This is a genomic window from Nocardioides sp. Soil777 (assembly GCF_001428425.1).
GTDB classification, from domain to species: Bacteria; Actinomycetota; Actinomycetes; order Propionibacteriales; family Nocardioidaceae; genus Nocardioides; species Nocardioides terrigena.
In genome coordinates this window covers 318,607-342,882 of the sequence record NZ_LMSN01000016.1, presented here as the reverse complement: position 1 = coordinate 342,882, position 24,276 = coordinate 318,607, and the positions used below count along the sequence as shown (strand labels likewise).

Here is a 24,276-nt window from a genome sequence, read left to right as displayed (position 1 = left end):
ATGGTGACCATCGACCTCACGACCCCGCCGGCCGAGCCCGCCACCTTCCTGGACGGGCTCCCCCGCCGGATCGCGATCACCCTCCCCGAGCTGCGGCTGGCCGCCCGCTCGGCGGGCGACGCGCCGCTTCCCTTCGACGTCTCCGAGGCCGCCGGCCCGGGTGCCCTCGAGGGTCGCCTCGGCCAGTCCCGCGGGACCGCCGACGACACGGCGTACGCCGCCGCGCTGGGCTCGCTGCACGACCCGGCCGAGACGCTGCGACGCCGCGGCCTGCTCACCGACGCCGGCCTCGACGCCGGCCTGGCCGGGGCGATCGGGTTGCTGGCGACCCCGCGGCTCGCCCTCGACATCGACGTGGCCGCCGCCGGCAGCCAGGTCAAGGCGTGGCACCGCCAGACCGACGGGGCGGTCGCCACGCTGGCGACCTGCGACGGCATCGTGTTCGAGCTCGCGTGGTTCCGGGCCGACCAGTGGCCGGGCGAGCTCGCCCGGGTCGCCGCGATCCCCGACGACGTCGACCTGCGCGACTCCGACGTGCCCGCCACGATGGAGGTGCCGTTCCAGCTCGTCGACGCGATCGGCGAGGCCCTGCGCTCGGGACGCTCCGACCTCGTCCCGGTGCTGATGGAGCACCACGGCGAGGGCGTCCTCGACGCCGACGCGACCCCGCTCGCCGACACGGTCGCCGCCACCGCCGTCGCCGCGATCCACACCGAAGGTCGTGGACGCCTGCGGGTGCTGGCCGCCCAGGTGACCGACGCGGCCACCATCAGCGTCGGTGTCGCCTCGTGGGTGCTGCTCGCCGACGGCTGGCACAGCCTCACCCCCCACCAGGAGGACTCCGGCCCACGGGTGACCGTGCGCCGGGTGGACCCCGACGACCTGGCGACCGAGCTCGCCCCCGTCCTCGCGCAGGTGATCGCATGAGTGAGCAGGACCGCACCCACCGCGGCGCCACCGTCGAGAGCGGCACCGACGCCCGCGTCAACGCCGACAAGTACCACGAGATGCTGGCGCTGGCGGACCTCTTCGACAAGTCCGGGGCCGACATGCGCTCCCGGTCCCGCCTCGGCGCCACGATCCTCGCCGACGACGACGTCGCCGACTCCGCCGAGCTCTCGCCGGCCACCTTCGCCCAGGCGGAGGAGGACATCCGGGCCGCGACCACCGGCAAGCAGGGGCTGCTCACCCGCTCGGTGGAGCTCGACGCCGACGCCCTCGTCGTGCGCGCCACGGTGCTGACCTACCGCTGGATCGACGAGCTCCAGGACGCCGCCTACAAGACGCTCGGCTCCATCGCCGGCCGCGCCATCGGCTACCTCGCACCCGAGGTCGCGCTCGGCGGGGCGATCGTCTCGGCCGGTCTCATCGAGACCGACGCGCTCGACCGTGACGGGATGACGACCTACCTCAACGAGCTCGCCGAGGGCAACCCCGAGCTGATGGACCACATGGCCGGGGTCGGGGGGCTGCTCGACGGCCTCCAGATGCGCTCGCTGCTCGCCGCGGGTGTCATGTCAACCGACCAGGGCGCAGCCGCGGCCCGCGGTGGCCTGCGTGCCATCGGCGTGCAGCCCTTCGCGAGCGACGCCGTCTCGGCGCTGCGCGACTCCGCGGCCGGCTTCGCCGAGGAGACCGAGGTCGTGGAGACCGACGCCACCGCCGGCGAGGGCACGGCGCCCCGCACGATCGAGGACCTGATGACCAACCTCGCCCGGGCCGACCGCCGCATCAGCGTGCAGCGGATCGGGGCGGGTCGCTACATCGCCTACCTCCCCGGCCGCCGGGCCGACGAGGGAGGCCGGCTCCGCCTCGTGGGCGGCGACAACGCGTCGTACGTCCGGCAGGTCGTGCGCGCGATCGAGGACGCGGTCGCGGGCGAGCCCGGGGCCCGGGTCATGCTCGTGGGCTCCTCGCACGGCGGCACCGCCGCCGCCGAGATCGCCGCTGCCGCGGTCTCCGACGCCTTCGTCGTCGACCAGGTGGTCACCACCGGCGCCCCCTCGGCCCAGGTCCCGACCATCCCCGCGCAGACACGGGTCCTGTCGCTGGAGGACCGCTCCGACCCCGTCGCCCTGCTCGGCTCGCTCATCAACCAGGGCGTCGGCAACCGACTCACCGTGGTCTACGACGGCTCGGACGGCTCGGACACCGCGCCGTACGTCGTGGGCGGTCGCGCGGCGGACGCCGCCCAGCACCCGGAGGTCCGCGCCGAGATCGCGCGCATCCACGACCTCGGGTTCCTGGCGGTCTGACGGCGGGTCAGAGGATGTCGTGCACGAGCTCGCCCAGCTGGGTGAGGTTGCGGCACTCCACCATCGGCACGATCTCGCCGTAGGCACGGGCGGCGCTGTCGCCCGCGCCCCAGTGGCGGGTGTGCTCGGGGTTGAGCCACCACGCGTGGCGCGCGGACCCGGCCAGGTCCCGCAGCGTGTCCAGCGCCAGGTCGCTGTAGTTGGACCGCGCGTCACCGAGGACCAGCAGGGAGGACCTCGGCCCGAGGGCGTCGGCGTGCTCCTCGGCGAACGTCGTGAACGCGCGCCCGTAGTTGGTGCGCCCCCACCGCGCCGCGTGCGCGGTGCTGGCGGCGAGGTTCTCCATCACCTCGACCACGTCCCCACCGGGCGTGAAGTGGTGGCTGACCTCGTGGACCTGGTCGACGAAGGTGAAGGCGCGCACCTTGTGGAACTGCTCGCGAAGCGCGTAGACGAGCAGCAGGGTGAACTGCGCGAAGTTGGCCACCGACCCGCTGACGTCGCACAGGACGACCAGCTCGGTGCGGTGCGGGCGCTTCGGGCGGTGGTGCGTCTCCATCGGCACGCCGCCCGTGGCCAGCGACGCGCGCACGGTGCGCCGGAAGTCGAGCGCCCCCCGGCGGCGGGCGTGCTGCTCCTTGGTCAGGCGTACGGCGAGCCGCCGGGCCAGTGGGTAGATCTCGCGCCGCATCTCCTCCAGGTCCGAGCGGCGGGCCGAGGTGAAGTCGAGCCGGTCGATGGTCGGGCGCACCACCACGTCGGCCACGTGCTCGGGACCCTTCTCCTCGGCCAGGCGACGACGGGCGTCGGTCTCGACCAGCCGGGTGAACGCGCCGACCCGCCTCCCCGCGACCCTCTCGGCGTCCGCGGGGTCGGCGCCGTCGCGCAGCAGTCCTGCGACGAGCTGCTCGACCAGCTCCTGCGGCGTCACCCGCTGCAGCGCGGTGTAGGCCGACCAGCTCGACAGCCCGGGCCCCCGGCCGGGCATCGCGCCGAAGCGCGCCATCGCCTCGACCGCCAGGTCCTGGACGCGCTGGTCGTCCCCCGCCTCGAGCGCGGCGGCCAGCTCCTCGCGAAAGCTCCGCAACGCCGCGGCGTTGTCCCGCACCCCGCCCGTCTGCTCCTCCGCCGACGCCGACTCCCCGGGATCACCGGCGACCCCCTCGCCGACCAACCGCGGGTAGTAGAGGTCGAAGATCGCGTCGAAGGTGACCCGCTGCGACTGCTTCTTGACCACGGTCGCGGCGTACGCCGTGCGCACCACCTCGCGCTCGTGCCAGCCGATGCGCTCGAGGGCGGCGATGGCGTCCAGTCCCTCGGCCAGGGACACCGACAGGCCCGCCGAGCGCAGGGCCTCGAGGAGACCGATGTGGGTGTCGAGGAGGGTCATCGCGGGCTCACGGTCCCGTCACCGGGTGGCGGCGAGGCGGAGCTCCTTGACGGCGCGCTCGTGGTCGGAGGAGTGCTTGAGCACCACGCCGAGCGTGCGGCGTACGGCCTCCTCGTCGAGGTCGCCTATCTCCAGCGCGATGAGGGTGCGGGCCCAGTCGATGGACTCGGCGATGGACGGCGCCTTCTTGAGCTCGAGCTCGCGCAGCCTGGCCACCACCTCCACGAGCTGGGTCGCCACCTTGTCGGGCAGGCCGGGGACCTGGGAGGTGACGATCTCGCGCTCGCGCTCGGAGTCGGGGTAGTCGAGGTGGAGGAACAGGCAACGGCGCTTGACTGCCTCGGACAGCTCCCGCGTCGCGTTGGACGTGAGCACCACGAAGGGGCGCCGGGTGGCGGTCACGGTGCCGAGCTCGGGGATGGTGACCTGGAAGTCCGACAACACCTCCAGCAGCAACCCCTCGACCTCGACGTCGGTCTTGTCGACCTCGTCGATCAGCAGCACCGTCGGCTCCTCGCGACGGATCGCCGTCAGCAGCGGACGGGTCAGCAGGAACTCATCGGTGAAGATGTCGTCGTGGGTCTCGTCCCACCCCTCGTCACCGCTCGCCTGGATGCGCAGCAGCTGCTTCTTGTAGTTCCACTCGTAGAGCGCCCGCGCCTCGTCGAGCCCCTCGTAGCACTGCAGCCGCACCAGCTCGGCGCCGCTCGCCCGCGCCACCGCCTTGGCCAGCTCGGTCTTGCCGACGCCGGCCGGGCCCTCGACCAGCAGCGGCTTCTCCAGCGCCCCCGCGAGGTATGCCGTCGTGGCGGTCGCCGCGTCGGCGAGGTAGCCGGTGGCGTGCAGGCGGGCGGAGGCGTCGTCGGGGCTCGCGAACCAGGAGGTCACGCGGCGAGCCTACGGGCCCGCTTGGTTGGCAGAGGGGGCGGGATTCGAACCCGCGGTAGGTCTCCCTACGACCGCTTTCAAGGCGGTTCCGATCGGCCGCTCCGGCACCCCTCCTCGTGACCACCCGGAGGTGGGCACGGGCAGCATTCTAGGAGGCCGGTCGGCGCGCGCTACTCGGAGCCGCCGAACTCCATCTCCACGTCGTCGTACGCGAGGTCCCGGAGCTTCTGGAAGTGGCGGTCGATGTCGGCCAGCAGGCGCAGCAGCGCCTGCCGGACCTCGGCCACGTCGGGGCTCTCCAGCACCTGGGGGCCGAGCTCGCCCATCCGGGCGATCAGCGCGGTCCGCTCGCGCAGCGCGGCGGTGCCCCGGGCGGCGAGCCACGCGTCGTCGGGGTGCTCCGACTCGCGGATCAGCACCTCGCGGACGTCGGCGAGACGCTGCCGGATCGTCCAGCGCCAGTTGCCCAGGGCGATGCCCGGCTCCGGCGGCGCGTCGAGGGCGCGGTGCAGGGCGCTCATGGCCGTGGCCGCACTCGACATGGCACCTCCCCCAGCCGTCCGGGTCCCCCGAGTGTGGACCCGCGCAGAGGCACGTTACAAGGGCCAACTGGCGATCCGGCTCCCGGATGGGGTGCAATCCTCCTGTGCCGTCCGACTATCGACTCGCCCCCGCCGTCACCGCCCGCGTGATGGGCGTCGTGCTCGTCCTGATCGCGGTCATGGTGTTCATCGCCACCGCCGCGGTCGCGTTCCTCGACCTGCACACCGCCGTGCTGCTCGTGCCGGCCGTGCTGGCGATCGCCCTGCTCGTCGCGGCCACGCTCGCCATCGGCCGGCGCGGCTGGGTGGTGCGCCTCGGCGACGAGGGCTACCGGGTGCAGTGGGTCCGCGGGGTGGGTGTCCCCGCCGCCCGGTGGAAGGACGTCGAGGACGCGGTCACGACCACCCGCGCGGGCTCGCCGTGCGTGGTCCTGCGGCTGCGCAACGGCGGCACCACGACGATCCCGGTCGACGTGCTGGCGGGCGACCGCGAGGCGTTCGTCCGCGACCTCCAGCGGCACCTGACCGACGGCCAGGGGCTGCGCCCGCTCTGAGTCGGGACCTGATTCGGCAGATCCCGTGGGCGCCTTGTAGCCTGTGCGGGCTCGTCCTCGGCGAGCGTGGAGGCGTCGCCTAGTCCGGTCTATGGCGCCCGCCTGCTAAGCGGGTTTGGGGCTACAACCCCATCGAGGGTTCAAATCCCTCCGCCTCCGCCATCCTCTGGCCTCCTGCACGGGGGCCAGAGTGCATTTGGGCCCTCCTTTGTGTCACGGTGGAGGCTCGACTGCACATGTGTGCAATGCACACACTTGCAACCGCGACCATGGTGACGCACGGGTGCCGATCGACGACAATGGGTGCTCGTGGTCCCCCCGGACCCAGAGACAAGAGGGTGAATGAGCATGACTGCACGTCGCATCGCTGCCGCACTTCTGGCCGCAGCCCTGACCGCAGGCGCCGTGGGCGTCACCAGCGCCCCCGCCCAGGCCTTCAAGGACACGACCTGGCCGACCGGGAGCGTCATCAGCCCCCGCTGAGCCACACCGTTCAACCCCCCTCGAATCGGGCCGCGACTCAGTCGCGGTCCGATTCGACGTGCGGCTCCGCATCATTGCCGGTGATGCCCCGCCGACCCATCTCGTAGCCGAGCTGGAACCGCGTGTCCACCTGGAACTCGTGCTTGAGGTCCGAGACGTACGCCGCGTAGGTCCGCGGGCTGACCCCGAGCCGCTTGGCGCCCACCGGGTCGGCGTGACCGCCCACCAGCATCCTGATGGTCATCGCCCGCTGCTCGGCGGCGATGTCGCGCATCAGCGGCGTCTCGCGGTTGGTGAACGGCCGGGCCCGCTCCCACGAGCGCTCGAAGATGTCGACGAGGTAGAGCACGAGGGACGGCTCCCGCAGCGCCAGGCCACCCGGCCCGACACGGGTCGGGATGATGGCCAGACGCCGGTCGACCACGATCAGCCGGTTGAAGAACTCGTCGAGGGTCCGGACCTGGGCGCCCTCGGCGGCCACCGCGGCGACGTACTTGTGCGTGGCCGAGCTGCGGCGGGCCGCGTGCTGGTAGAGCGTGCGCATCGTGACGCCGCGGCGGAGCGCAGCGACCTCGCGCTCGATCGCCTGGGGCAGCTGCTCCATCGCCCGGCCCGTCTGGGGCTGGGCCGTGAGGAGCTCCTCGGACGCGTCGGCCACGGAGGAGGTGATGTAGGGGCCGATGGCCTCGCCGCGCAGCTCGGTGAACGGCCCCTTGACCGACCCCGGGGACTGGCGCCAGGTCTGTGACAGGTTGCTGAAGGCCTGCGCCCACTGGCCCGACTCCGTGATGAGCTCGGCACCCTGCTGGCCCAGCGGGGCGACGACCCGCGACTGGACGGTCGCGGGATCCACCGCCACCCACGTCGCGTCCAGCTCGTCGGCGGTGACGAGGCCGAGCTCCTGGAGGAGGTCGAAGGCCTCGCGGTCGGGACCGCGGTCGGCGATGCGCGGGTCGGCCTTGGGGATGCCGCCCTGGGTGGCGATCTCGTCGTACAGCGCGGTGGCAGCGGACTCGAAGAGCGTGCGCTCACCCGGGCCGAAACTGGTCATCCCACCGCCTCCCTCGATCCCGGGCGATCCTTCCACACCCCGGAGACGCAGCAGGCCCGTCCGGAGGAATCTCCGGACGGGCCCGTCGCGATGGTCGTCAGCCGGCGGGGCGGACGCCGCTCAGGCGCCCAGGCGCTGCTTGAGCCCGTCGAGCTCGGTCCACAGCACGGCGGGGAGGTCGTCGCCGAACTTCTCGAACCACTCCTGGATCTGCGGGATCTCGGCCTTCCACTCCTCGACGTCGACGGCCAGCGCGGCCTCGATCGCCTCGGGCGTCATGTCGAGGCCGTCGATGTCCAGGGAGCCGGGCGCCGGCACGTGGCCGATCGGGGTCTCCACCGCGGCCGCCTGGCCCTCGAGGCGCTCGATAACCCACTTGAGGACCCGGCTGTTCTCGCCGAAGCCCGGCCACAGGAAGCCGCCGTCCTCATCGCGACGGAACCAGTTGACGTAGAAGATGCGGGGCATCTTGGACGCGTCGTTGTCCTTGCCCATGTTGATCCAGTGGCTGAAGTAGTCACCGGCGTTGTAGCCGATGAACGGCAGCATGGCCATCGGGTCGCGGCGCACGATGCCGACCGCGCCCACCGCGGCGGCGGTGGTCTCGGAGGACAGCGTCGCGCCCATGAAGGTGCCGTGGGTCCAGTCGCGGGCCTCGGTCACCAGCGGGATGGTCGTCTTGCGGCGACCGCCGAAGAGGATCGCGTCGATCGGCACGCCGCGCGGGTCGTCGTACTCCGGGGCGAGCATGTCGCACTGCTTGATCGGCGTGCAGTAGCGGCTGTTGGGGTGGCTGGACAGCTCCTCGGACTCGGGGGTCCAGGGCTCGCCCTTCCACGAGGTCGCCTTGGCCGGGGTGTTCTCCAGGCCCTCCCACCAGACGTCGCCGTCCTCGGTGAGCGCGACGTTGGTGAACACCGAGTTGCCCTTGTTGATGGTGGCCATCGCGTTGGGGTTGGTGTGCTCGTTGGTGCCGGGGGCGACGCCGAAGAAGCCGTACTCCGGGTTGACCGCCCACAGGCGGCCGTCCTCGCCGACGCGCATCCACGCGATGTCGTCGCCGATGGCCTCGACCTTCCAGCCGGGGATGGTCGGCTTGAGCATGGCGAGGTTGGTCTTGCCGCACGCGCTCGGGAAGGCCGCGGCGACGTACTTGGTGACGCCTTCGGGCGAGGTGAGCTTGAGGATGAGCATGTGCTCGGCCATCCAGCCCTCGTCGCGGGCGATGACGCTGGCGATGCGCAGGGCGTAGCACTTCTTGCCGAGCAGGGCGTTGCCGCCGTAGCCGGAGCCGAAGCTCCAGATCGTCCGCTCCTCGGGGAACTGCACGATGTACTTGGTGTCGTTGCACGGCCACGCGACGTCGGCCTGGCCCTCGGCGAGCGGCATGCCGACCGAGTGCAGCGCCGGCACCCACTTGCAGTCCTCGCCGATCTCCTCCATCGCGCGGAGGATCTCGGTGCCCATCCGGGCCATGACGCGCATGGAGACGGTGACGTACGCCGAGTCGGTGACCTCGACGCCGAACATCGGGTTCTCGGCCTCGACGTGGCCCATGACGAACGGGATGACGTACATCGTGCGGCCCTTCATGCAGCCGGCGTACAGCCCGCGCATGAGGTCCTTCATCTCGTTCGGGTCCATCCAGTTGTTGGTGGGCCCGCAGTCCTTCTCGTCGACCGAGCAGATGAAGGTGCGGTCCTCGACACGCGCCACGTCGGTGGGGTCGGAGGCCGCGTAGAACGAGTTGGGCTTGATCTCGGGGTTGAGGCGGGTGAACGTGCCGGAGGCCTCGAGGGCCGCGGTGAGCTCGGCCCACTCCTCGTCGGAGCCGGTGCACCAGTGGATCGCGTCGGGCTGGGTCAGCTCGGCGACCTCGGTGACCCAGGCGAGAATGCCCTGGTGGGTGGTGGGCGCCCCGCTGGTGGTGGTGCGGGCGTCGGTGGTGGCGGTCATGCGGTGGATCCCTCTCGCGCATTCGCGGCGTACGCCCCCGTGCTGCGGTGGGCGTCGCCGGCCGTCGAGCGTATCGACGGAGGTGTCGTGGTAAGCCCGGCCCCATTGCCCGGCCCCGTGCGGGTGCGGCGAGGCTAGCGTCGCCCCCAGCGCCCTCATATTGGATCGATCCACCGATGAGAGCCACGTCACGTCGGGGGTACGACGCGACGGCCGGACCCTAGACCGGCGCGTCCGGGTCGATGCTGCGGGTCTCGCTGCGACGGTTGCGGGTATCGACCAGGTCGCTGAAGTAGACCTTGGGCAGGATCTTGGCGACGGCGAGCGTCACGTAGACGATGGTGTTGATGGCGACGAACGCCGCCAGCACGGCGACGAGCTCGTTGCGCAGGATGCTCTCCGGCAGCAGCAGCCCCATCGGGACCATGCTCCCCGCAAGGGCGTCCGCCACGCCGCCCACCTCAGCCCTCCATCCGGGCGCCGGACCCGGTCTGGACGACGTGCTTCCACGTCGCCTGCCGTGCCAACGACAGGTCCCAGACGCCCTTGACGTAGACCACGTTGAGGAACATCGCGTAGAAGAGCTCGGGGAAGAGCGACAGCCCGAGCAGACGGGCCTTCCACCCGCCACGCCACACCGTCACCACCCGCTCGAGGGTGAAGACGAGGCCCACCCCGATCCAGAACGGGAACCACACCCAGGTCGTGGTGGCCAGCACCATGAGCAGGATCAGCGCGAGGTAGGCGCCGAGGGCGATCACGCCGTAGCCGATGCCGAGCTGCTGCATCCAGTAGCGGAACGTCTGGGGTCGCAGGCCGTAGGCGCCGAGGTTCTCCAGCGCGCCACGCTGCCAGCGCAGGCGCTGGTTCCACAGGGCCCGCCACCCCGGCATCACCTCGGTGACCACCGTGCACTCGGCCGGCGAGATCATCAGCGCACCCAGCGACTTGAGGGCGATGGTCAGCTCGTTGTCCTCGGTGAGGGCGACGGTGTCGTAGACGTCGCCCGGGATGCCGGGGAGGTTGTGGCCCCGCTCGGCGGCCACGGCGCGCAGCGCTCGCGGCCGGAAGACCGACGCGGTGCCGGTGAGCACGAAGACGCGGCCGCGCCGGCGGCGCAGCTCGCGCTGGTAGCGGGTGTACTCGTTGCGCTGGAACTGGCCGATCAGGCCCGCGCCGTCCTCGCCGTAGAAGAGGCCGCCGACCGCCATCAGCGCCCGGTCGTGGGTGAGCCGCGCGGTGGCGCCCTCGAGGAAGCCGGGGTCGAGGGTCGTGTCGGCGTCCATCACCATCACGCAGTCGTTGTCGCCGAGGCCGGGCAGGACCTCGCGCAGGGCCTGGTTGAGGCCACCGGCCTTCTTGTGCGAGTTGTCGACCGTCTCGTGCACGTCGACACCGGCCTCGCGGGCCAGGCGCACGGTCGCGTCGGTGCAGTTGTCGGCCACCACCACCACGCGCAACGGCGGCACGGACTGCGACAGCAGGGACGCGAGGGTCTCGGAGATGCAGGACTCCTCGTTGTGGGCGGGGATGAGCACGGTGATGGTGACCGGGCCGGCGTACTCCCCCCGGGTCTCGGCCATCACCAGCTTGGGCGCCAGCGGCATCCGCTCGGGGTCCTCGCTGCGGCGGGCACGGGTGACCAGTCGCCGTTCGAGGGCGGCGACGCCGGCGGCCAGCAGCAGCGCCACGCCGACCGCGGCCAGCAGCACCCGCGGCGAGGGCATCTCGGTGTCGTAGAAGACCTGCCAGATGCCGAACAGCAGGCCCTCCGTCGGCGGTTGCGCCGACCGGGGGTTGCCGGCCGCCAAGGCGGCCCACAGCGCCGCCGCCCCGAGCGCGGCGGTCCCGATGATCGCCAGCCCCACCGAGCGCTGCAACCACTGCATGGATCCCGAGCCTCCCTGTCCGTGTCCGTGTCGCGCGTCAGTCCGCGGGTGCCGCCAGCACCCGGGGGGTCATGAAGGAGGCGATGAACTCCCCCTCGGGGACCGGCCTGCCGATGAGGAAGCCCTGGGCGAAGTCGACGCCCTCGGCGCGGACGACCTCGAGGATCTCCGGCGAGGAGACGAACTCGGCGACGGTCCGCTTGCCCAGGTCGCGGGCGATGCCGACGATCGAGCGCATGATGGTGCGGTCCACCTGGGACTCGTGCACGTGGGCGACGAACTCGCCGTCGATCTTCACGTAGTCGAAGATCAGGTGCTTGAGGTAGTAGAACGACCCGAACCCGGCGCCGAAGTCGTCGAGCGCGAAGGCGCAGCCCAGCTCGGTCATCCGCTCGGCGAACGCCCGGGCCAGGGCGACGTCGGCCACCGCGGCGGTCTCGGTGATCTCCAGGATGAGCGCCGAGGGGTCCACGGCGTGCCGCGCGAGCGAGTCGCGGATGGTGCTCTCGATGTCGGGGTGGCCGATGGAGTGGCCCGACAGGTTGACCTCCAGCTCGAAGGTCGGGTCGATCTCGCGCAGCCGGGACAGCATCGCCAGGCTGTGCTCGACGACCCAGGCGTCGACCTGCGGCATCAGCCCGGTCCGCTCGGCGATGTAGACGAAGCGGGACGGCGGCACCAGCTCGTCCTCGTCACGCAGGCGCAGCAGCACCTCGGCCGACGTGATCCGGTCGTGCTCGAGGCTCATGATCGGCTGGAGGTGGAGCTCGAAGCGGTCCTTCTCGATGGCCTCCTCGATGCGGCTCTGCCACTGCAGGCGCGCCGAGAACTTGGGGGGTCGCATGTCGCCCTCGGGGAGGACGGCGACCTGGTTGCGGCCGGCCTCCTTGGCGTCGTACATGGTCATGTCGGCGAGCGCCAGGATGTCGGTGGCGTGCTCGCTGGCGGCCTGGAAGGTCACCGCGCCGACGCTGGCGGTGACGCGGCGGCGTACGCCGTCGAGGGTGGCGGCGAGCTCACGGACCCGGTCCACCACGTCCCGGCCGACCCGCTCGGCGCCGGCCTGGTCGCCGTCGGTCAGCAGCAGGGCGAACTCGTCGCCACCGAGGCGGGCGACGATGTCGGTGTCGCGCACCGACCGGCGCAGGATGCCACCGATCGTGACCAGGAGCTGGTCACCCGCGTTGTGGCCGAGGCTGTCGTTGACCTGCTTGAAGTTGTCGAGGTCGAGGAGCAGGACCGCGCCGCTCTGGCCGTAGCGACGGCACCGCTCGAGGTGGCGCTGGAGCTCGGTGTCGAACCGGCGCCGGTTGGCCAGGCCGGTCAGCACGTCGTGGTCGACGAGGTGGGCGAGGCGGTCCTGGTAGCGCCGGCGCTCGGACACGTCGACCACGTTGACCAGCACGATGTCGGGCTCGTCGGACCCCTGGCGCCGCAGCAGTCGGCTGCTCAGCGCCACGTGGATGTCCTGGCCGCGGTAGTCGCGCACGACGCAGTCGGAGGCGCTGGAGCGCGACACGTCCTCGTGGATGCGGGCCAGGTGGTTGGCGATGGAGGCGTCACCCGGCGGGGAGAGCTCGATCAGCCAGGTGCCCTCGAGCTCGTCGGGCGGCAGGCCGACGAGCCCGCACAGCGCGGCGTTGACGAACTGGATCCGCCCGGAGGTGTCGAGCACCGCGACCCCGTGCGGTGCGTCGAGGAACAGGCGCTCGCTCTGCTCGGTGGCCGTGCGCGCGGCCCGGGTCTCGCGCTCCAGCCGCGTGACGATGCGCTGCACGACGCGACCGAGCACGACGGTGAGGGCGACGAGGATGACGGCGCGCCGCCAGTCCTCCACGGGGTACTCCGGCTCCCCGACGAGGAACACCGGGGCGAGGATCGTGAGGCCGGCGAGGACGCTCGCCACGTACAGCTCACGCCGCGTGCCGGTGATCGCCAACCACAGGATGGGGACGAAGAGCAGCACGGCGAGCCCCGACGGCGAGCCGCCTCCCGCATCGCGGACGAGGGCCACGAAGAGGAAGGTGAGGTAGGCCGCCGCCGGGTCGACCCAGGACCGCTCCGGCCGGCGGGTGCTCTCGATGAGCAGGCCCATGATGACGAAGTAGGTGACGGTGGCGAGGGCCAGCACGACCCACGACACGTCGTACGGTGGGAACAGCACGGTCACCAGGCCGAGCCCGCAGATGATCCCGAAGGGACGCATGAGTCGCAACGACGGGCGGCGACGGTCGAACCGACGCTCGCCCGCGGCCTGTGTTGTCCCGAGACCCGACATGGTGCCTCGAGCGTAGCCGCTGGAGGCCCCCCGGACGTGGCAACGGCCCCGGTCGTGGACCGGGGCCGTTGCAGTGGAGCGTGCGTGCGTCGTACGACGCTCAGGCGCCGTCGTCCTCCAGCGCCTTGGCCACGCGTCGGTGGGCCTCCCAGATCGCCTCGGGCATCCGGTCGAACTGCTCGAGGTGCTCGGCGCGGTTGGCCATCTCCTGCTGCCAGCGCGCGTTGTCGATCGTCAGGATGGTCTCGAGGTCCTTCGGGCTGATGTCGACGCCCTCGAGGTTGAGCTCCTCCTCGGTCGGCACGATGCCGACCGGGGTCTGGCGGCCGGTGACCTCGCCGTTGCGGAGCTGGAGCAGCCACAGCAGCGGGCGCAGGTTGTCGCGGTAGCCGGGCCACAGGAAGTGGCCGTCCTGCGGGTCCCGCTGGAACCAGTTGACGTGCGCGAAGATCGGCTGGTCGGTGGCCGCGCCGACGACGTCGAGGTAGTGCTGGGCGTAGTCGCCCTCGCCGTAGGCCATGAACGGGCGGTTGGACATCGGGTCGTAGCGCAGCACGCCCTCCTTGCCCTCGGCCGCGGCCGTGGCCTCGGCACCCAGGGTCAGGCCGTCGTAGACCCCCTCGGCGAGGTCGTGGATGGCCCGGATGAGCGGCTCCCGGTCACGGGTGCGACCGCCGAAGATGATCGCGTCGATCGGCACCCCGGCGGCGGCGTCGAAGTCCTCCGCGATGTTGGGCACGTTGGCCAGCGTCGTGGTGAACCGGCTGTTGGGGTGCGCCCACGGGGAGGAGTCGCTGTCCTTGCGGTCGGCCAGCGGCGAGCCGGTCCAGTCGAGCCAGCCGCGCACGTCGCTCGGCGGGCTCGGAGTGCGGCCCTCCCACCAGACCTCGCCGGTCGTCGGGTTGTAGGCGACGTTGGTGAAGATCGCGTCGGTGCCGGGGTCGATGGAGTGCAGGGCGGTCGGGTTGGTGCGCTCGTTGGTGTCCTTGGCGACGCCGAAGACGCCGTACTCGGGATTCATTCCCATCAGTCGCCCGGAGTCCTCGTCGACCCACAGCCACGCGATGTCGTCGCCGTAGAACGACACGTGGTAGCGCTCGCCGAGCACGTCGGGGGCGAGCATCATGGCCAGGTTGGTCTTGCCGGAGGCGCTCGGGAAGCCGCCGCAGATGTGGTAGTCCTTGCCGGTCTCGTTGTCGTGGATGCCGATGAGCATGTACTGCTCGGCGAGGAACTTCTTGCTGGCCCAGCCGTCGTACGCACCCTGGCGCAGGCCGTGGGCGATCTTGCCGAGCAGCGCGTTGCCGCCGTACGACGACCCGAAGTGCAGGATCGTCCGCTCGTCGGCCACGGTGACGAAGTAGCGCTGGTCGCGCGCGGTGCCCTGGCCGAGGTTCTCCAGGTCGCCGGTGACGTGGACGGCGCGCACGAAGTGGTCCGGGTCGTCGAGCTCGTCGAGGAAGTGCGGGGCCACCCGGGACATCCGGATCATGTGCAGCACGACGGTGCGGGTGTCTGTCAGCTGGACACCGGCCGCCCAGGGCGCGAGGGCGTTGCCGGGGGGCGACATCAGGTAGGGGATGACGTACATGGTCTTGCCGACGCTGGCGCCGCGCATGCTGTCGTGCAGCAGCGGCTTCATCTCCGAGGCCGGGCGCCAGTTGTTGTAGACGCCCTTGTCCTTCTCGTCGTTGGTCGCGACGATCGTGCGCTCCTCCGAGCGGGCGGTGTCCTTGTAGTAGCTGCGCGAGTAGTAGAGCCCCTCCCCCGCGGGGTGGAGCTCCCCGGCGTCGAGGGCCTCCTGGATCAGGCGGGCGTCGTCGGCCGCTCCGACGACCTCGATCCGCTCGGCCCCGGTGAGCTCGGCGTACTCCGCCACGAACTCGCGGACCCTGGGGTTCTTGAGCCCCGCGGCGTCCAGTGCTGCCTCGACATCTGCCATCTGACCTGTGCCTCTCGTGAGGTGGATCGGGGGCGTCTCGACCGCCCCGATCGCGCGACGTGCCGCCACCATAACGACGGTCCACCGATTGGAACGCTCCACTTCTCGACGGGTTCTGGGATCCACGTCACGTCGACCCCGGGGGGTGGGATTTCGGGTTGGCGGCGGGGGTCCGCTATTCTCGTCCGGTCGCGCTGTTCGCAGCACGGCATGCGCCTGTAGCTCAACGGATAGAGCATCTGACTACGGATCAGAAGGTTTGGGGTTCGAATCCCTACAGGCGCGCAGGACAAGGGCCCTGACCGACGGAGACGTCGATCAGGGCCCTCGTGCATGTCGGCGGACGCTCAGCGAGCGGCAGGGACCGCGGCCTCGTCGCGATCCCCCCCAGCGCCGTCGCGGTCCTGCTCGACCAGGCCCCGGTAGTCGGCCCGCCGCTTCGGGTCGTCGCTCGCGACGGCGTGGCGCAGACCCCATCCGAGCAGGACGTCCAGGGCCGGCAACAGCTCGCGCCCCGACCCGGTCAGGACGTACTCGTACCGTTCAGGTCGGGCCTGGTACAGCCTGCGCTCCACGACCCCGGCCGCTGTCAGGGCCTTGAGCCGTGCCGCCACCCGGTCCCGCGGGGCCCCCGTGCCACGGACGATGTCGCTGAAGCGGTGGCTGCCCATCGCGATCTCCCGGACCGCGAGCAGGGCCCAGCGCTCGCCGACCACCTCGAGTGCGGCCGCGATCGGGCACGGACGGCCGGGCAGGTCGGCCAGCGGGACGGTGGTAACCACTGCTGTAGCGTGTCGCGAGTGAGTTTGAATGTCAAACCATCCACGTCCACCTCCTCGCTCGTCCTCGTGTCCCTCGGCACGGCCCTGGTGCTCATCACCTACGTCACGCCGATGGCGACGGTCCCGGCGACAGCGGCCGACCTGGGCGCCGGACCAGCGACGCGCGCCTGGATCCTCAGCTCGATGTCGGTCGGACTGGCTGCGACCCTCCTGGCCGCGGGCGTGCTCGGCGACACCCACGGCCGGCGGCGCGTCTACACGGCCGGCCTCGGCGCGATCGGTGCGGGCGCCCTGCTCTGCGGTGCGGCGCAGGAGCCCTGGCTGTTCCTGGTGGGACGGCTCGTCGAGGGCGTTGGCGGCGGAGCGGTGCTGGCGTGCGGGCTGGCGGTGCTGGCGCACGACCACCCGCCGGGCCCCGCCCGCCTGCATGCGACCTCGGTGTGGGGGGCGAGCGTGGGGCTCGGGATCACCGCCGGCGCCGTCCTGGCGGCCGCGCTCGAGGTCGGGTCGGGGTGGCGCGAGGCGTACGTCGTCACCGGGGTCGCGGCGCTCGTCCTGCTGGTGCCGAGCCGGACCCGGATCCGGGAGTCGTCGGCCTCCAGGGCCAGGAGGGTCGACCGGGTCGGCCTGGTCCTGCTCGCGGCCGCGGCGACCTCCATCGTCTCGGCGCTCACCCAGGGCCGCGACGGGATCGACGGCACCACCCTCGCGCTCGTCGTCGTGGCGGTGGCCGCCTCGGTGGCGTTGGTGGTCGTCGAGAGTCGCGCGCCGGACCCCCTCGTGGACCCCGGCCTGCTCGCGGCGCCCGGCTTCCGGGTGGCGACCCTGGGGTCCTTCACCCTGGGGCTGGGCATCATCGGGATGTCGTCCTACGTGCCGACCATCGTCCAGACGGGGCTCGGCGCGGACCTGTGGACCGGAGCCTTGCTCGTCGCCGGGTGGTCGGGGACGAGCGTCGTGACGGCGTACGGCGTGCGCCACCTCCCGCGTCAGCCGTCGGCCGCGTCGATGCTGGCCGTCGTCGGGGTCGCCCAGCTGACCGGGTACGGCCTGACGGACACGTCGTCGCCGTGGCGGCTCATGGTGCCGATGGTCCTGTGCGGCCTGGCGACCGGCGTCCTGAACGCGACGCTCGGCCGCGAGGCGGTCGCGAGCGTGCCCGCCGACCGTGCCGCCATGGGCTCGGGAGCCAACAACACGGCCCGCTACCTCGGTGCCGCCTGCGGCATCACGCTGTTCGTCGTCGTGGCCACGCACGCCGGCACGCCGGTGGACGGGTGGAACGTCGCCGTGCTGTTCTCGGCCACCCTGACGTCGGCGGGCGCTGCCGCGGTGGCGCTCGCGGGACGACGCGCCTGAGGGGACACCGGGCACATCTCGGACGAGGCATCACTCGTTCGGGTGAAGCCTGTGGAGAAGCGCCCACGCCGTGCGGCTCCCTGACCTATTCTCGCGTCGGCGGCAAGGACCGCCGGCGGGGGGAGCGGACCGGTGGACGTGCAGGACGACGAGCTCATTGCCGACGCCTCCTTCGACCGCTACGCCCGGCTCGTGCGCCACTCGCTGGGTGTCCCCGTCGCCCTGGTCTCGATCGTCGAGGACGACCGCCAGGTCTTCCCCGGCGCCGAGGGCCTGCCCCCGTCGTACCAACGGGCCCGCCAGACGCCGCTCTCGCACTCCTTCTGCCAGTACGTCGTGGCCGACGAGGAGCCGCTCGTGCTCACCGACGCCCGTCTCGACCCGCGACTGCGGGACAACTGCGCCATCGACGACCTCGACGTCATCGCCTACGCCGGCTGGCCGATCCGCGACCAGCACCAGCGGGTGATCGGGTCGCTGGCCGCCATCGACTCCCAGCCGCGGGCGTGGACCGCCCACGAGCTCGCCATGTTGGAGGACCTCGCCGCTTCGTGCTCGGCCGAGATCTCGCAGCGGGAGCTGCGCCGGACCGCGGACGAGGGCATCGACTACGCCACCCACCTCGTGTGGCGGGCCAACGTGCTGCTGGAGCTCAGCCAGGCGCTCACCGCGACCCGCACGGTGACGGACGTGGCGACCGCCCTGGAGGACGTGGCCCGCGAGCACCTCGGCTGCCACCACGCCGTCCTGTGGCTGCACTCCGTGGCGGGGACCCTGGACGCGTTCGGCCACATCGGCGAGGCGGCCGACCGGGGTCGCGACCGGATGCTGCTGGTCGCGAGCCGCCACGAGTGGGCTCGCGCACGTCAGTTCAGTGACGTGCCGGCCGACTCGAGCACGCCCCTGGGGGACGTCTTCCACGGACGCCGCGCCATGTTCTTCGAGGGACCCGACGCGCAGAACGCCGCCTACCCGGCCGTCGGCACGTCGAGGGAGACCGGCGTCGCCCGTGCCTTCGAGCCGCTGGGGGTCGAGGGCCAGGTGTTCGGGGTCCTGGCCCTGCTGTGGCCCGAGGAGCGCACCTTCACCGACGACGACCGGATCACCATCTCGGCGCTCACGTCGTACACCGCCTCGGCCGTCCAGCGCGCCCTGCTCCTGCAGGACCGCATCGAGACGGCACGCATCCTGCAGAGCGCCCTGCTGACCACGCTGCCCGACGTGGCCGGGCTCGACCTGGCCGCCCGCTACCGCCCGGCCGCCGCCCGCGAGCAGGTGGGCGGGGACTGGTACGACGCCGTGGTGATGCCCGACGGGGCCACGGCACTGGTGATCGGCGACGTCGTGGGCCACGACATGAAGGCCGCCGCCGACATGGGCCAGCTCCGGACCGCCCTGCGCGCCCACCTGCACTCCGGCGACGGCTCGCCCTCCGCCACCGTCGAGCAGCTGGACAGGTCCCTGGAGCCCCTCGGCATCGACGCGCTCGCCACCCTCGTGGTGGCCCGCATCGAGGGCGGTCACGTCCGCTGGACCAACGCCGGGCACCCGCCACCGCTGCTCATCGACCCCGCCGGCGGGGTCCGCTGGCTCGAGACGGACATCTCGCCGCTCGTCGGCCTCGCACCCGACCTCCCGCGACCCGAGGGGGAGGCGGAGATGGCGTCCGGGTCGACGCTGCTGTTCTTCACCGACGGGCTGGTCGAGCGACGCGGCGAGGACATCGACGACGGCCTGGACCGGCTGGCCCGGTCCGCGAGCGCCCGCCGGAGCCTCTCGGCAGCGGGGCTCGTCGACGGCATCCTGGACGACATGCTCGTCGGGCAGCTGAAGGACGACGTCGCGCTGCTCGCCGTACGCCTCGTCTGACGCGTCCCATCTCGCTCGACCGTGAGGTGTCGGTGCGGCGTTCTAGGCTCGCGTCCGTGACGGACGCGAGGTGGGACCGCAGGCCCGTACGCCGCGTGTCCGCGGGCCCGGACGTCCCCGACGACGCCGGCTGGCCGCGGACGGTCCCAGCGGTGGACCACCTGCTGCGCGACGGGCTCGACCTCCCGGCGGGCGTGACCGTGCTGATCGGGGAGAACGGCAGCGGCAAGTCGACCCTGGTCGAGGCCATCGCCATCGCCTACGGGCTCTCGCCGGAGGGCGGTTCGATCGGCGCGCGGCACTCGACGCGGCGCACCGAGTCGGACCTCCACGAGTGGCTGCGGATCGAGCGGTCGGTCGGCGTGCGCCGGTGGGGCTTCTTCCTCCGCGCGGAGACGATGCACGGCTTCTACAGCTACCTCGCCGACAACCCCGGCACCGGTGACGAGCCCGACTTCCACGCCCTCAGCCACGGCGAGTCCTTCCTCGCCGTGCTCCGGACCCGCTTCACCTCACCCGGCTTCTACTGCCTCGACGAGCCCGAGTCGGGGTTGTCGTTCTCCGCGCAGGTGGCGCTGGTGAGCACGCTGCACGAGATCGGGCAGGCCGGCGGCCAGGTCCTCTGCGCGACCCACTCCCCGCTGCTCGCCGCGATCCCCGGCGCGCAACTCGTCGAGGTCGGACCGTGGGGGCTGCGCCCGACGACGTACGACGACCTCGAGGTGGTGGCGCACTGGCGCTCCTACCTCGACGAGCCGATGCGCTACCTGAGGCACGTGCTGTGAGGACGCGCCGGACGCTCGCCGCCACGACCGTGGCGGCCGCGCTCGCGTCCGGCCTGCTGGTGTCCTGCTCCGACGAGCCGGAGTGGACCGCGGCGGAGGTCCCCCTGCCCGACGGCCCTCCCGGGCGGATCGCGGTGCGCGACGCGGTCCACTGTGGCGAGGGCTGGTGGGCCGTGGGCGGGGTGCTGCTCTCGCCGCCCGCGGAGGACCGGGACTCCCGGCCGGCGGCCTGGCGCTCGACCGACGGCACCACGTGGGAGGCGGTGCCGGTCAGCGCGCAGACCTACTGGGGCCGCCGCGCCGTCCTCTCGGGGGTCGGGTGCTCCGACGGACGGGTGGTGGCGGTGGGGGCGCGCTCCGGCGGCGCGCACGGAAACCCCCGGGTCACCTCGTTCTTCCAGGACGGCGACGGGCTCGACGACCGGCTCGCCCCCTTCAACCTGTTCAACGGCGACACCGCCACCAACGTCGGGCCGGTCACCGGGGCCGCACCGGGCTGGTTGATCACGGGCAACCGGGTGAGCGGGCCGGCGGTGTGGCACTCCACGGACGGACGCGACTTCACCATCGAGGAGGACGTGCCGGGCCTCGCCGACGAGGAGGACTTCCACTCCCTGGCGCAGGACGCCGCCTGGGACGGCGAGGAGTGGGTCGTCGTCGGCGGTGGCAACGCCACCGGCACCCTCGACCGCGAGCCCCTCGCCTGGACCTCGCCCGACGCGCGCAGCTGGGAGCGCCACAGTGTCGAGGGCAGCGAGGAGTTCGACGACCTCCAGCGCGTGGCCGCCACCGACTCGAGCCTGGTGGCGCTGGGGCTGCGCGGCGGCCGGTTCGGCTCGTGGCTGCGCGAGGACGACGAGTGGGAGATGGCCTCGGTCTTCGGCTCCCTGCCGGAGAGCGCCCGGGCCAGCCCCTTCGTCGCGTCCCTGGCCACCAGCGACCGGGGACTGTGGGCGACGACCAGCGACGGGGCGTCGTACGCCCTCTGGCGCAGCGAGGACGGCGAGGAGTGGTCGGAGGTCACCACCCCCGCGACGCCGCCGGAGACGGCGGGCGAGCACGTGCTCGCCGTGGCCGCCCACGAGGACCGGGTCCTGCTGCTGTCCGATGACGGTGCCGCCGGTCGGATCTGGGCCTCGGATCGTTGAGAGTGGGATCGGTGGCGCCCGGTGGCACCGATCCCACACCCAGGCTGCGGCGACGACCCGGCCGGACACCCCTGGAGGGGTGGTCCCGACGGGGCGGGCGCGCGAGGGTCGAGGGAACCAGGACCAGGAGGAGCGATGGCGGAGAAGAAGAAGGACCCGGGACCCAGCGTCAAGGACCCGGAGGTCTACGAAGCGCTGCGTGACGACGGCGCGAGCAAGGAGAAGGCGGCGCGGATCGCCAACGCGGCGGCGGCCCGGGGTCGGTCCGCGGTGGGCGAGCGCGGCGGCGAGGCGACGGACTACGAGGACCGCACGGTCGACGAGCTCCGCAAGCGCGCCGCCGAGCTCGACATCGAGGGCCGCTCGTCGATGAGCAAGGCCGAGCTCATCGAGGCCCTGCGCCACCACTGATCCTCCCCCGACCGTCCTTCCGGGCGGATCGACGCGTGACCCTCGCGGTGTGGGCTCGTTGAAGCCGACATCGCCCCGTGACCCGGCCGACCCGGGTCCGCCGCACCGACGCGACGGGGCGCGGAGGGATGCGATCGTGCGAATCAAGACCACCCTGTCGATGGGCGCTGCGGCGCTCGTCGCCTCGGCGAGCCTCGTGGCACCGACGACGGCCACCGCTGCGGAGTCCGGCGACCGCGCCAACGTGTCGTCCCACCTCGCCACCCAGCTGTCGCGCCTCGACGCCGGCGCGCCGACCGCGGTGATGGTGCACGGCGCCACGCTGCAGCAGGCGAGGGACGCCGTGGCCGCTACCGGGATGACGGCGGTGACCAGCTTCGACAGGATCGGCGTCGTCGTGGCCACCGGCACCGGCAGCCAGGTCCAGGCGGTGCGCTCGGAGCCCGGGGTGACCTACGTCGAGGGCAACCAGGGCATCGAGCTCTTCCAGGACACCAGCAACATCGCGACCCGCGGCTACGAGGCCACCCAGACCCTGACCGGGGCGGACGGGCAGGAGCTCACCGGCCGTGGCGTGAGCGTCGCGGTCATCGACTCGGGCGTCGACCCCACGCACCCCTACTTCGCCGAGGCCGACGGCAGCAGCGCGGTGGTCGCCAACCTCAAGACGCTGTGCGACCCGCTCGAGGCGTTCTGCACGGTGCAGGAGCTGCCCACCACGGTCGACACCGACACACTGTCCGTCGGCGGCCATGGCACCCACGTCAACGGCATCGTCGCCGGCAACCCGGTGACCCTGAGCAGCGGCAAGCAGCTGCAGGGAGCGGCGCCGGGCGCGAAGCTCGTCTCCCTCTCCACCGGGGCCGGCCTGTTCATCATCGGTGCCGACGCCGCGCTCAACTGGGTCCTGGAGAACCACGCGGCCCCGTGCGGCGAGGGCGTCCCGGCCGCCGAGTGCCCGCCGATCAAGGTCACCAACAACTCCTACGGCCCCAGCGGCGGGGGCGAGTTCGACCCCGAGTCGGCCACCGTCAAGCTCCAGCGCGCGCTGGTGGCCGAGGGCGTCGCGACCGTCTGGGCCAACGGCAACGACGGCGGCGACGGCTCGGAGAGCCTGTCCAACCCGCCCGGCACCGACCCGACCGGCGGCATCATCTCGGTGGCGTCCTACTACGACCAGGACACCGGCACCCGCGACGGCGTCGTGTCCGACTTCAGCTCGCGCGGCGCGGACGGCGACCAGTCGACGTACCCCGACATCTCCGCACCGGGCGAGAACATCACCTCCTCGTGCCGCCTCTACCTGGCGATCTGCGCGACGGGCCTCGCCCCGGAGAACGGCCCGGGCCTGCTCGACGTCGGCACGTTCAACACGATCAGCGGTACGTCGATGGCGGCACCGCACATCGCCGGCATCGCGGCGCAGCTCTTCCAGGCCAACCCGGCCGCGACCCCCGCGCAGGTGGAGGCCGCGATGAAGACGACCGCCCACAAGTACGCCGACGGCGCCGCCTACGAGCAGGGTCCCCTCGGGACGACCTCGTTCGACAAGGGCTACGGGCTCGTCGACGTCGTGGCCGCCGCCCAGGCGGTCCGCTGATCGCACCCCGATCCGCTCCGGCGTTCGCCCTCGCCCCGGGGGAGGGCGACCGCCGGGGCACCACCCGGAAGGGTGTTGGTTTCCCTCCGCGCGGGTGGCAGGTTCGAAGCAAGCCCGGCCCGCCCGGGGACCAATCGTGCGAACGAGGTGTGAGTCATGGGTCTTGACGACAAGATCAAGAACGCGGCCGAGGACCTGACCGGCAAGGGCAAGGAAGCCACCGGCAAGGCGACGGACAACGAGCGCCTCGAGGCCGAGGGCAAGGGCGACCAGGCCTCCTCGGACATCAAGCAGGCCGGCGAGAAGGTCAAGGACGCCTTCAAGCACTGACCCTTCGGGGACGGTCGTCCGTATGGACGACGACGAGGGACATCGATGGGGGTCGGTGTCCCTCGTGTCATTTCCGGGACGCCCGGACTACCTGCGGGCGGTCCTCAGCAGGGGCTCCCACTCGTGCCCGACGAGGTCCGCCGCCGCCTCGACCACCAGGGCGGCACCCGCCTCCTCGAGCTCGGCCCGGGCGTAGCCGCCGGTCAGCACCGCCACGCACGCCAGCCCGATCCGGGCGGCCGCCTCGACGTCGTACGGCGTGTCCCCGACGACCACGGCCCGCTCACCCGACACCCGGTCGAGCGCGACGGCGAGGATGTCGGCGTCGGGCTTGGACTCCTCGGCATCGGACGACGACGTCACCGCTGCCACCTCGTCCCCGACGTCGAGCAGCCGCACCACCTCGTGGCTGAAGCGCTCGGCACCCGACGACGCGAGGACGACCACGAGGCCCCGTTGGTGGAGGTCGAGCACCAGGTCGCGCGCTCCCGGCAGCGGCGACACCTCGTCGAGGAGCGCGGCGTACTCCTGCTCCCACCTCGTCCGGAGGCCGTCGCCGTGGGCCGCTTCGACGGCGTCGCCCGCGACCTCGGCCACCAGCTTGTCGCCACCCATCCCGATGGTGCGGTGGATCCGCCACAGCGGCACCTCGACGTGGTGGGCGCCGAAGGCACGGTGCCACGCGATCGCGTGGTGGTAGGTCGAGTCGACGAGGGTGCCGTCGATGTCCAGGAGAACGACCGGGGTGTCCATGGACCGACGGT

The 24,276-nt window shown here is 72.3% G+C and carries 22 protein-coding genes and 3 tRNA genes; 13 read left to right on the top strand and 12 right to left on the bottom strand.

Annotated elements, in window-relative coordinates; all coding sequences use genetic code 11:
- The first annotated feature begins 3 nt into the window (after positions 1-3).
- Entirely contained in the window at positions 4-927 is a 924-nt protein-coding gene (locus ASG88_RS14665) for a hypothetical protein (RefSeq protein ID WP_157559747.1), read from the top strand.
- Positions 924-2,255, top strand: coding sequence for a hypothetical protein (locus ASG88_RS14660; RefSeq protein WP_056888153.1), 1,332 nt, complete (start codon positions 924-926; stop codon positions 2,253-2,255). The genes ASG88_RS14665 and ASG88_RS14660 overlap by 4 nt, the downstream gene beginning before the upstream one ends.
- A gap of 7 nt (positions 2,256-2,262) precedes the next feature.
- On the opposite strand, the gene ASG88_RS14655 is transcribed toward ASG88_RS14660, so the two are convergent.
- From ASG88_RS14655 to ASG88_RS14640, 4 genes are all read right to left on the bottom strand, one after another.
- Positions 2,263-3,645, bottom strand: a complete 1,383-nt coding sequence (locus tag ASG88_RS14655; RefSeq protein ID WP_056888152.1) for a vWA domain-containing protein — start codon at positions 3,643-3,645, stop codon at positions 2,263-2,265.
- A gap of 18 nt (positions 3,646-3,663) precedes the next feature.
- Positions 3,664-4,533, bottom strand: a complete 870-nt coding sequence (locus ASG88_RS14650) for an AAA family ATPase (RefSeq protein ID WP_056888151.1) — start codon at positions 4,531-4,533, stop codon at positions 3,664-3,666.
- A 26-nt stretch (positions 4,534-4,559) separates the two neighbouring features.
- Positions 4,560-4,647, bottom strand: a tRNA-Ser gene (locus tag ASG88_RS14645).
- 56 nt (positions 4,648-4,703) lie between these two features.
- Entirely contained in the window at positions 4,704-5,075 is a 372-nt protein-coding gene (locus tag ASG88_RS14640; protein WP_056888150.1) for a hypothetical protein, read from the bottom strand.
- Between the two features lie 104 nt (positions 5,076-5,179).
- Between ASG88_RS14640 and ASG88_RS14635 the strand changes: the two genes are divergently transcribed.
- From ASG88_RS14635 to ASG88_RS24075, 3 genes are all read left to right on the top strand, one after another.
- Positions 5,180-5,629, top strand: a complete 450-nt coding sequence (locus ASG88_RS14635; RefSeq protein ID WP_235534862.1) for a hypothetical protein — start codon at positions 5,180-5,182, stop codon at positions 5,627-5,629.
- Between the two features lie 68 nt (positions 5,630-5,697).
- A tRNA-Ser gene (locus ASG88_RS14630) sits at positions 5,698-5,791 on the top strand.
- A 186-nt stretch (positions 5,792-5,977) separates the two neighbouring features.
- Positions 5,978-6,112, top strand: coding sequence for a hypothetical protein (locus ASG88_RS24075; protein ID WP_268791220.1), 135 nt, complete (start codon positions 5,978-5,980; stop codon positions 6,110-6,112).
- A 37-nt stretch (positions 6,113-6,149) separates the two neighbouring features.
- On the opposite strand, the gene ASG88_RS14625 is transcribed toward ASG88_RS24075, so the two are convergent.
- The 6 genes from ASG88_RS14625 to ASG88_RS14600 form a co-directional block, all read right to left on the bottom strand.
- Positions 6,150-7,163 (bottom strand): TrmB family transcriptional regulator, encoded by a 1,014-nt coding sequence (locus ASG88_RS14625; RefSeq protein WP_056888148.1) that lies wholly within the window; start codon positions 7,161-7,163, stop codon positions 6,150-6,152.
- Positions 7,164-7,283: 120 nt separating this feature from the next.
- Entirely contained in the window at positions 7,284-9,119 is a 1,836-nt protein-coding gene (locus ASG88_RS14620) for a phosphoenolpyruvate carboxykinase (GTP) (protein WP_056888147.1), read from the bottom strand.
- Positions 9,120-9,339: 220 nt separating this feature from the next.
- A complete protein-coding gene (locus ASG88_RS14615) occupies positions 9,340-9,570 on the bottom strand; it encodes a hypothetical protein (RefSeq protein WP_200956456.1) in 231 nt (76 codons plus the stop codon).
- Between the two features lie 10 nt (positions 9,571-9,580).
- On the bottom strand, positions 9,581-11,008 hold the full coding sequence (locus tag ASG88_RS14610; RefSeq protein WP_056888146.1) for a glycosyltransferase family 2 protein: 1,428 nt from the start codon (positions 11,006-11,008) through the stop codon (positions 9,581-9,583).
- Positions 11,009-11,045: 37 nt separating this feature from the next.
- Positions 11,046-13,286 (bottom strand): putative bifunctional diguanylate cyclase/phosphodiesterase, encoded by a 2,241-nt coding sequence (locus ASG88_RS14605; protein ID WP_157559746.1) that lies wholly within the window; start codon positions 13,284-13,286, stop codon positions 11,046-11,048.
- Between the two features lie 100 nt (positions 13,287-13,386).
- Positions 13,387-15,228: a phosphoenolpyruvate carboxykinase (GTP) gene (locus ASG88_RS14600; protein WP_056888298.1), complete on the bottom strand. Its 1,842-nt coding sequence runs from the start codon at positions 15,226-15,228 to the stop codon at positions 13,387-13,389.
- 212 nt (positions 15,229-15,440) lie between these two features.
- Between ASG88_RS14600 and ASG88_RS14595 the strand changes: the two genes are divergently transcribed.
- Positions 15,441-15,513, top strand: a tRNA-Arg gene (locus ASG88_RS14595).
- Between the two features lie 62 nt (positions 15,514-15,575).
- Here the strand turns inward: ASG88_RS14595 and ASG88_RS14590 are convergent.
- Positions 15,576-16,010 carry a winged helix-turn-helix transcriptional regulator gene (locus tag ASG88_RS14590; RefSeq protein ID WP_082600468.1) on the bottom strand — a complete coding sequence of 145 codons (435 nt, stop codon included), beginning with the start codon at positions 16,008-16,010 and terminating at the stop codon, positions 15,576-15,578.
- An 18-nt stretch (positions 16,011-16,028) separates the two neighbouring features.
- Here ASG88_RS14590 and ASG88_RS14585 point away from each other — a divergent pair, with 18 nt between their 5' ends.
- The 7 genes from ASG88_RS14585 (at position 16,029) to ASG88_RS22685 (ending at position 23,512) form a co-directional block, all read left to right on the top strand.
- Complete coding sequence (locus tag ASG88_RS14585; RefSeq protein WP_157559745.1) at positions 16,029-17,369, top strand: MFS transporter; 1,341 nt, start codon at positions 16,029-16,031, stop codon at positions 17,367-17,369.
- 132 nt (positions 17,370-17,501) lie between these two features.
- Positions 17,502-19,238 carry a SpoIIE family protein phosphatase gene (locus ASG88_RS14580; protein WP_056888143.1) on the top strand — a complete coding sequence of 579 codons (1,737 nt, stop codon included), beginning with the start codon at positions 17,502-17,504 and terminating at the stop codon, positions 19,236-19,238.
- Positions 19,239-19,294: 56 nt separating this feature from the next.
- A complete protein-coding gene (locus tag ASG88_RS14575) occupies positions 19,295-20,023 on the top strand; it encodes an AAA family ATPase (protein WP_056888142.1) in 729 nt (242 codons plus the stop codon).
- Positions 20,020-21,171: a hypothetical protein gene (locus ASG88_RS14570; protein WP_056888141.1), complete on the top strand. Its 1,152-nt coding sequence runs from the start codon at positions 20,020-20,022 to the stop codon at positions 21,169-21,171. Before ASG88_RS14575 ends, ASG88_RS14570 begins: the two co-directional genes overlap by 4 nt.
- A gap of 135 nt (positions 21,172-21,306) precedes the next feature.
- Complete coding sequence (locus tag ASG88_RS14565; protein ID WP_056888140.1) at positions 21,307-21,582, top strand: Rho termination factor N-terminal domain-containing protein; 276 nt, start codon at positions 21,307-21,309, stop codon at positions 21,580-21,582.
- 136 nt (positions 21,583-21,718) lie between these two features.
- Positions 21,719-23,182: a S8 family serine peptidase gene (locus ASG88_RS14560; RefSeq protein WP_235534861.1), complete on the top strand. Its 1,464-nt coding sequence runs from the start codon at positions 21,719-21,721 to the stop codon at positions 23,180-23,182.
- 156 nt (positions 23,183-23,338) lie between these two features.
- Positions 23,339-23,512 carry a CsbD family protein gene (locus ASG88_RS22685; RefSeq protein WP_082600464.1) on the top strand — a complete coding sequence of 58 codons (174 nt, stop codon included), beginning with the start codon at positions 23,339-23,341 and terminating at the stop codon, positions 23,510-23,512.
- 87 nt (positions 23,513-23,599) lie between these two features.
- On the opposite strand, the gene ASG88_RS14555 is transcribed toward ASG88_RS22685, so the two are convergent.
- Positions 23,600-24,265: an HAD family hydrolase gene (locus ASG88_RS14555; protein ID WP_056888139.1), complete on the bottom strand. Its 666-nt coding sequence runs from the start codon at positions 24,263-24,265 to the stop codon at positions 23,600-23,602.
- Positions 24,266-24,276: the final 11 nt, after the last annotated feature.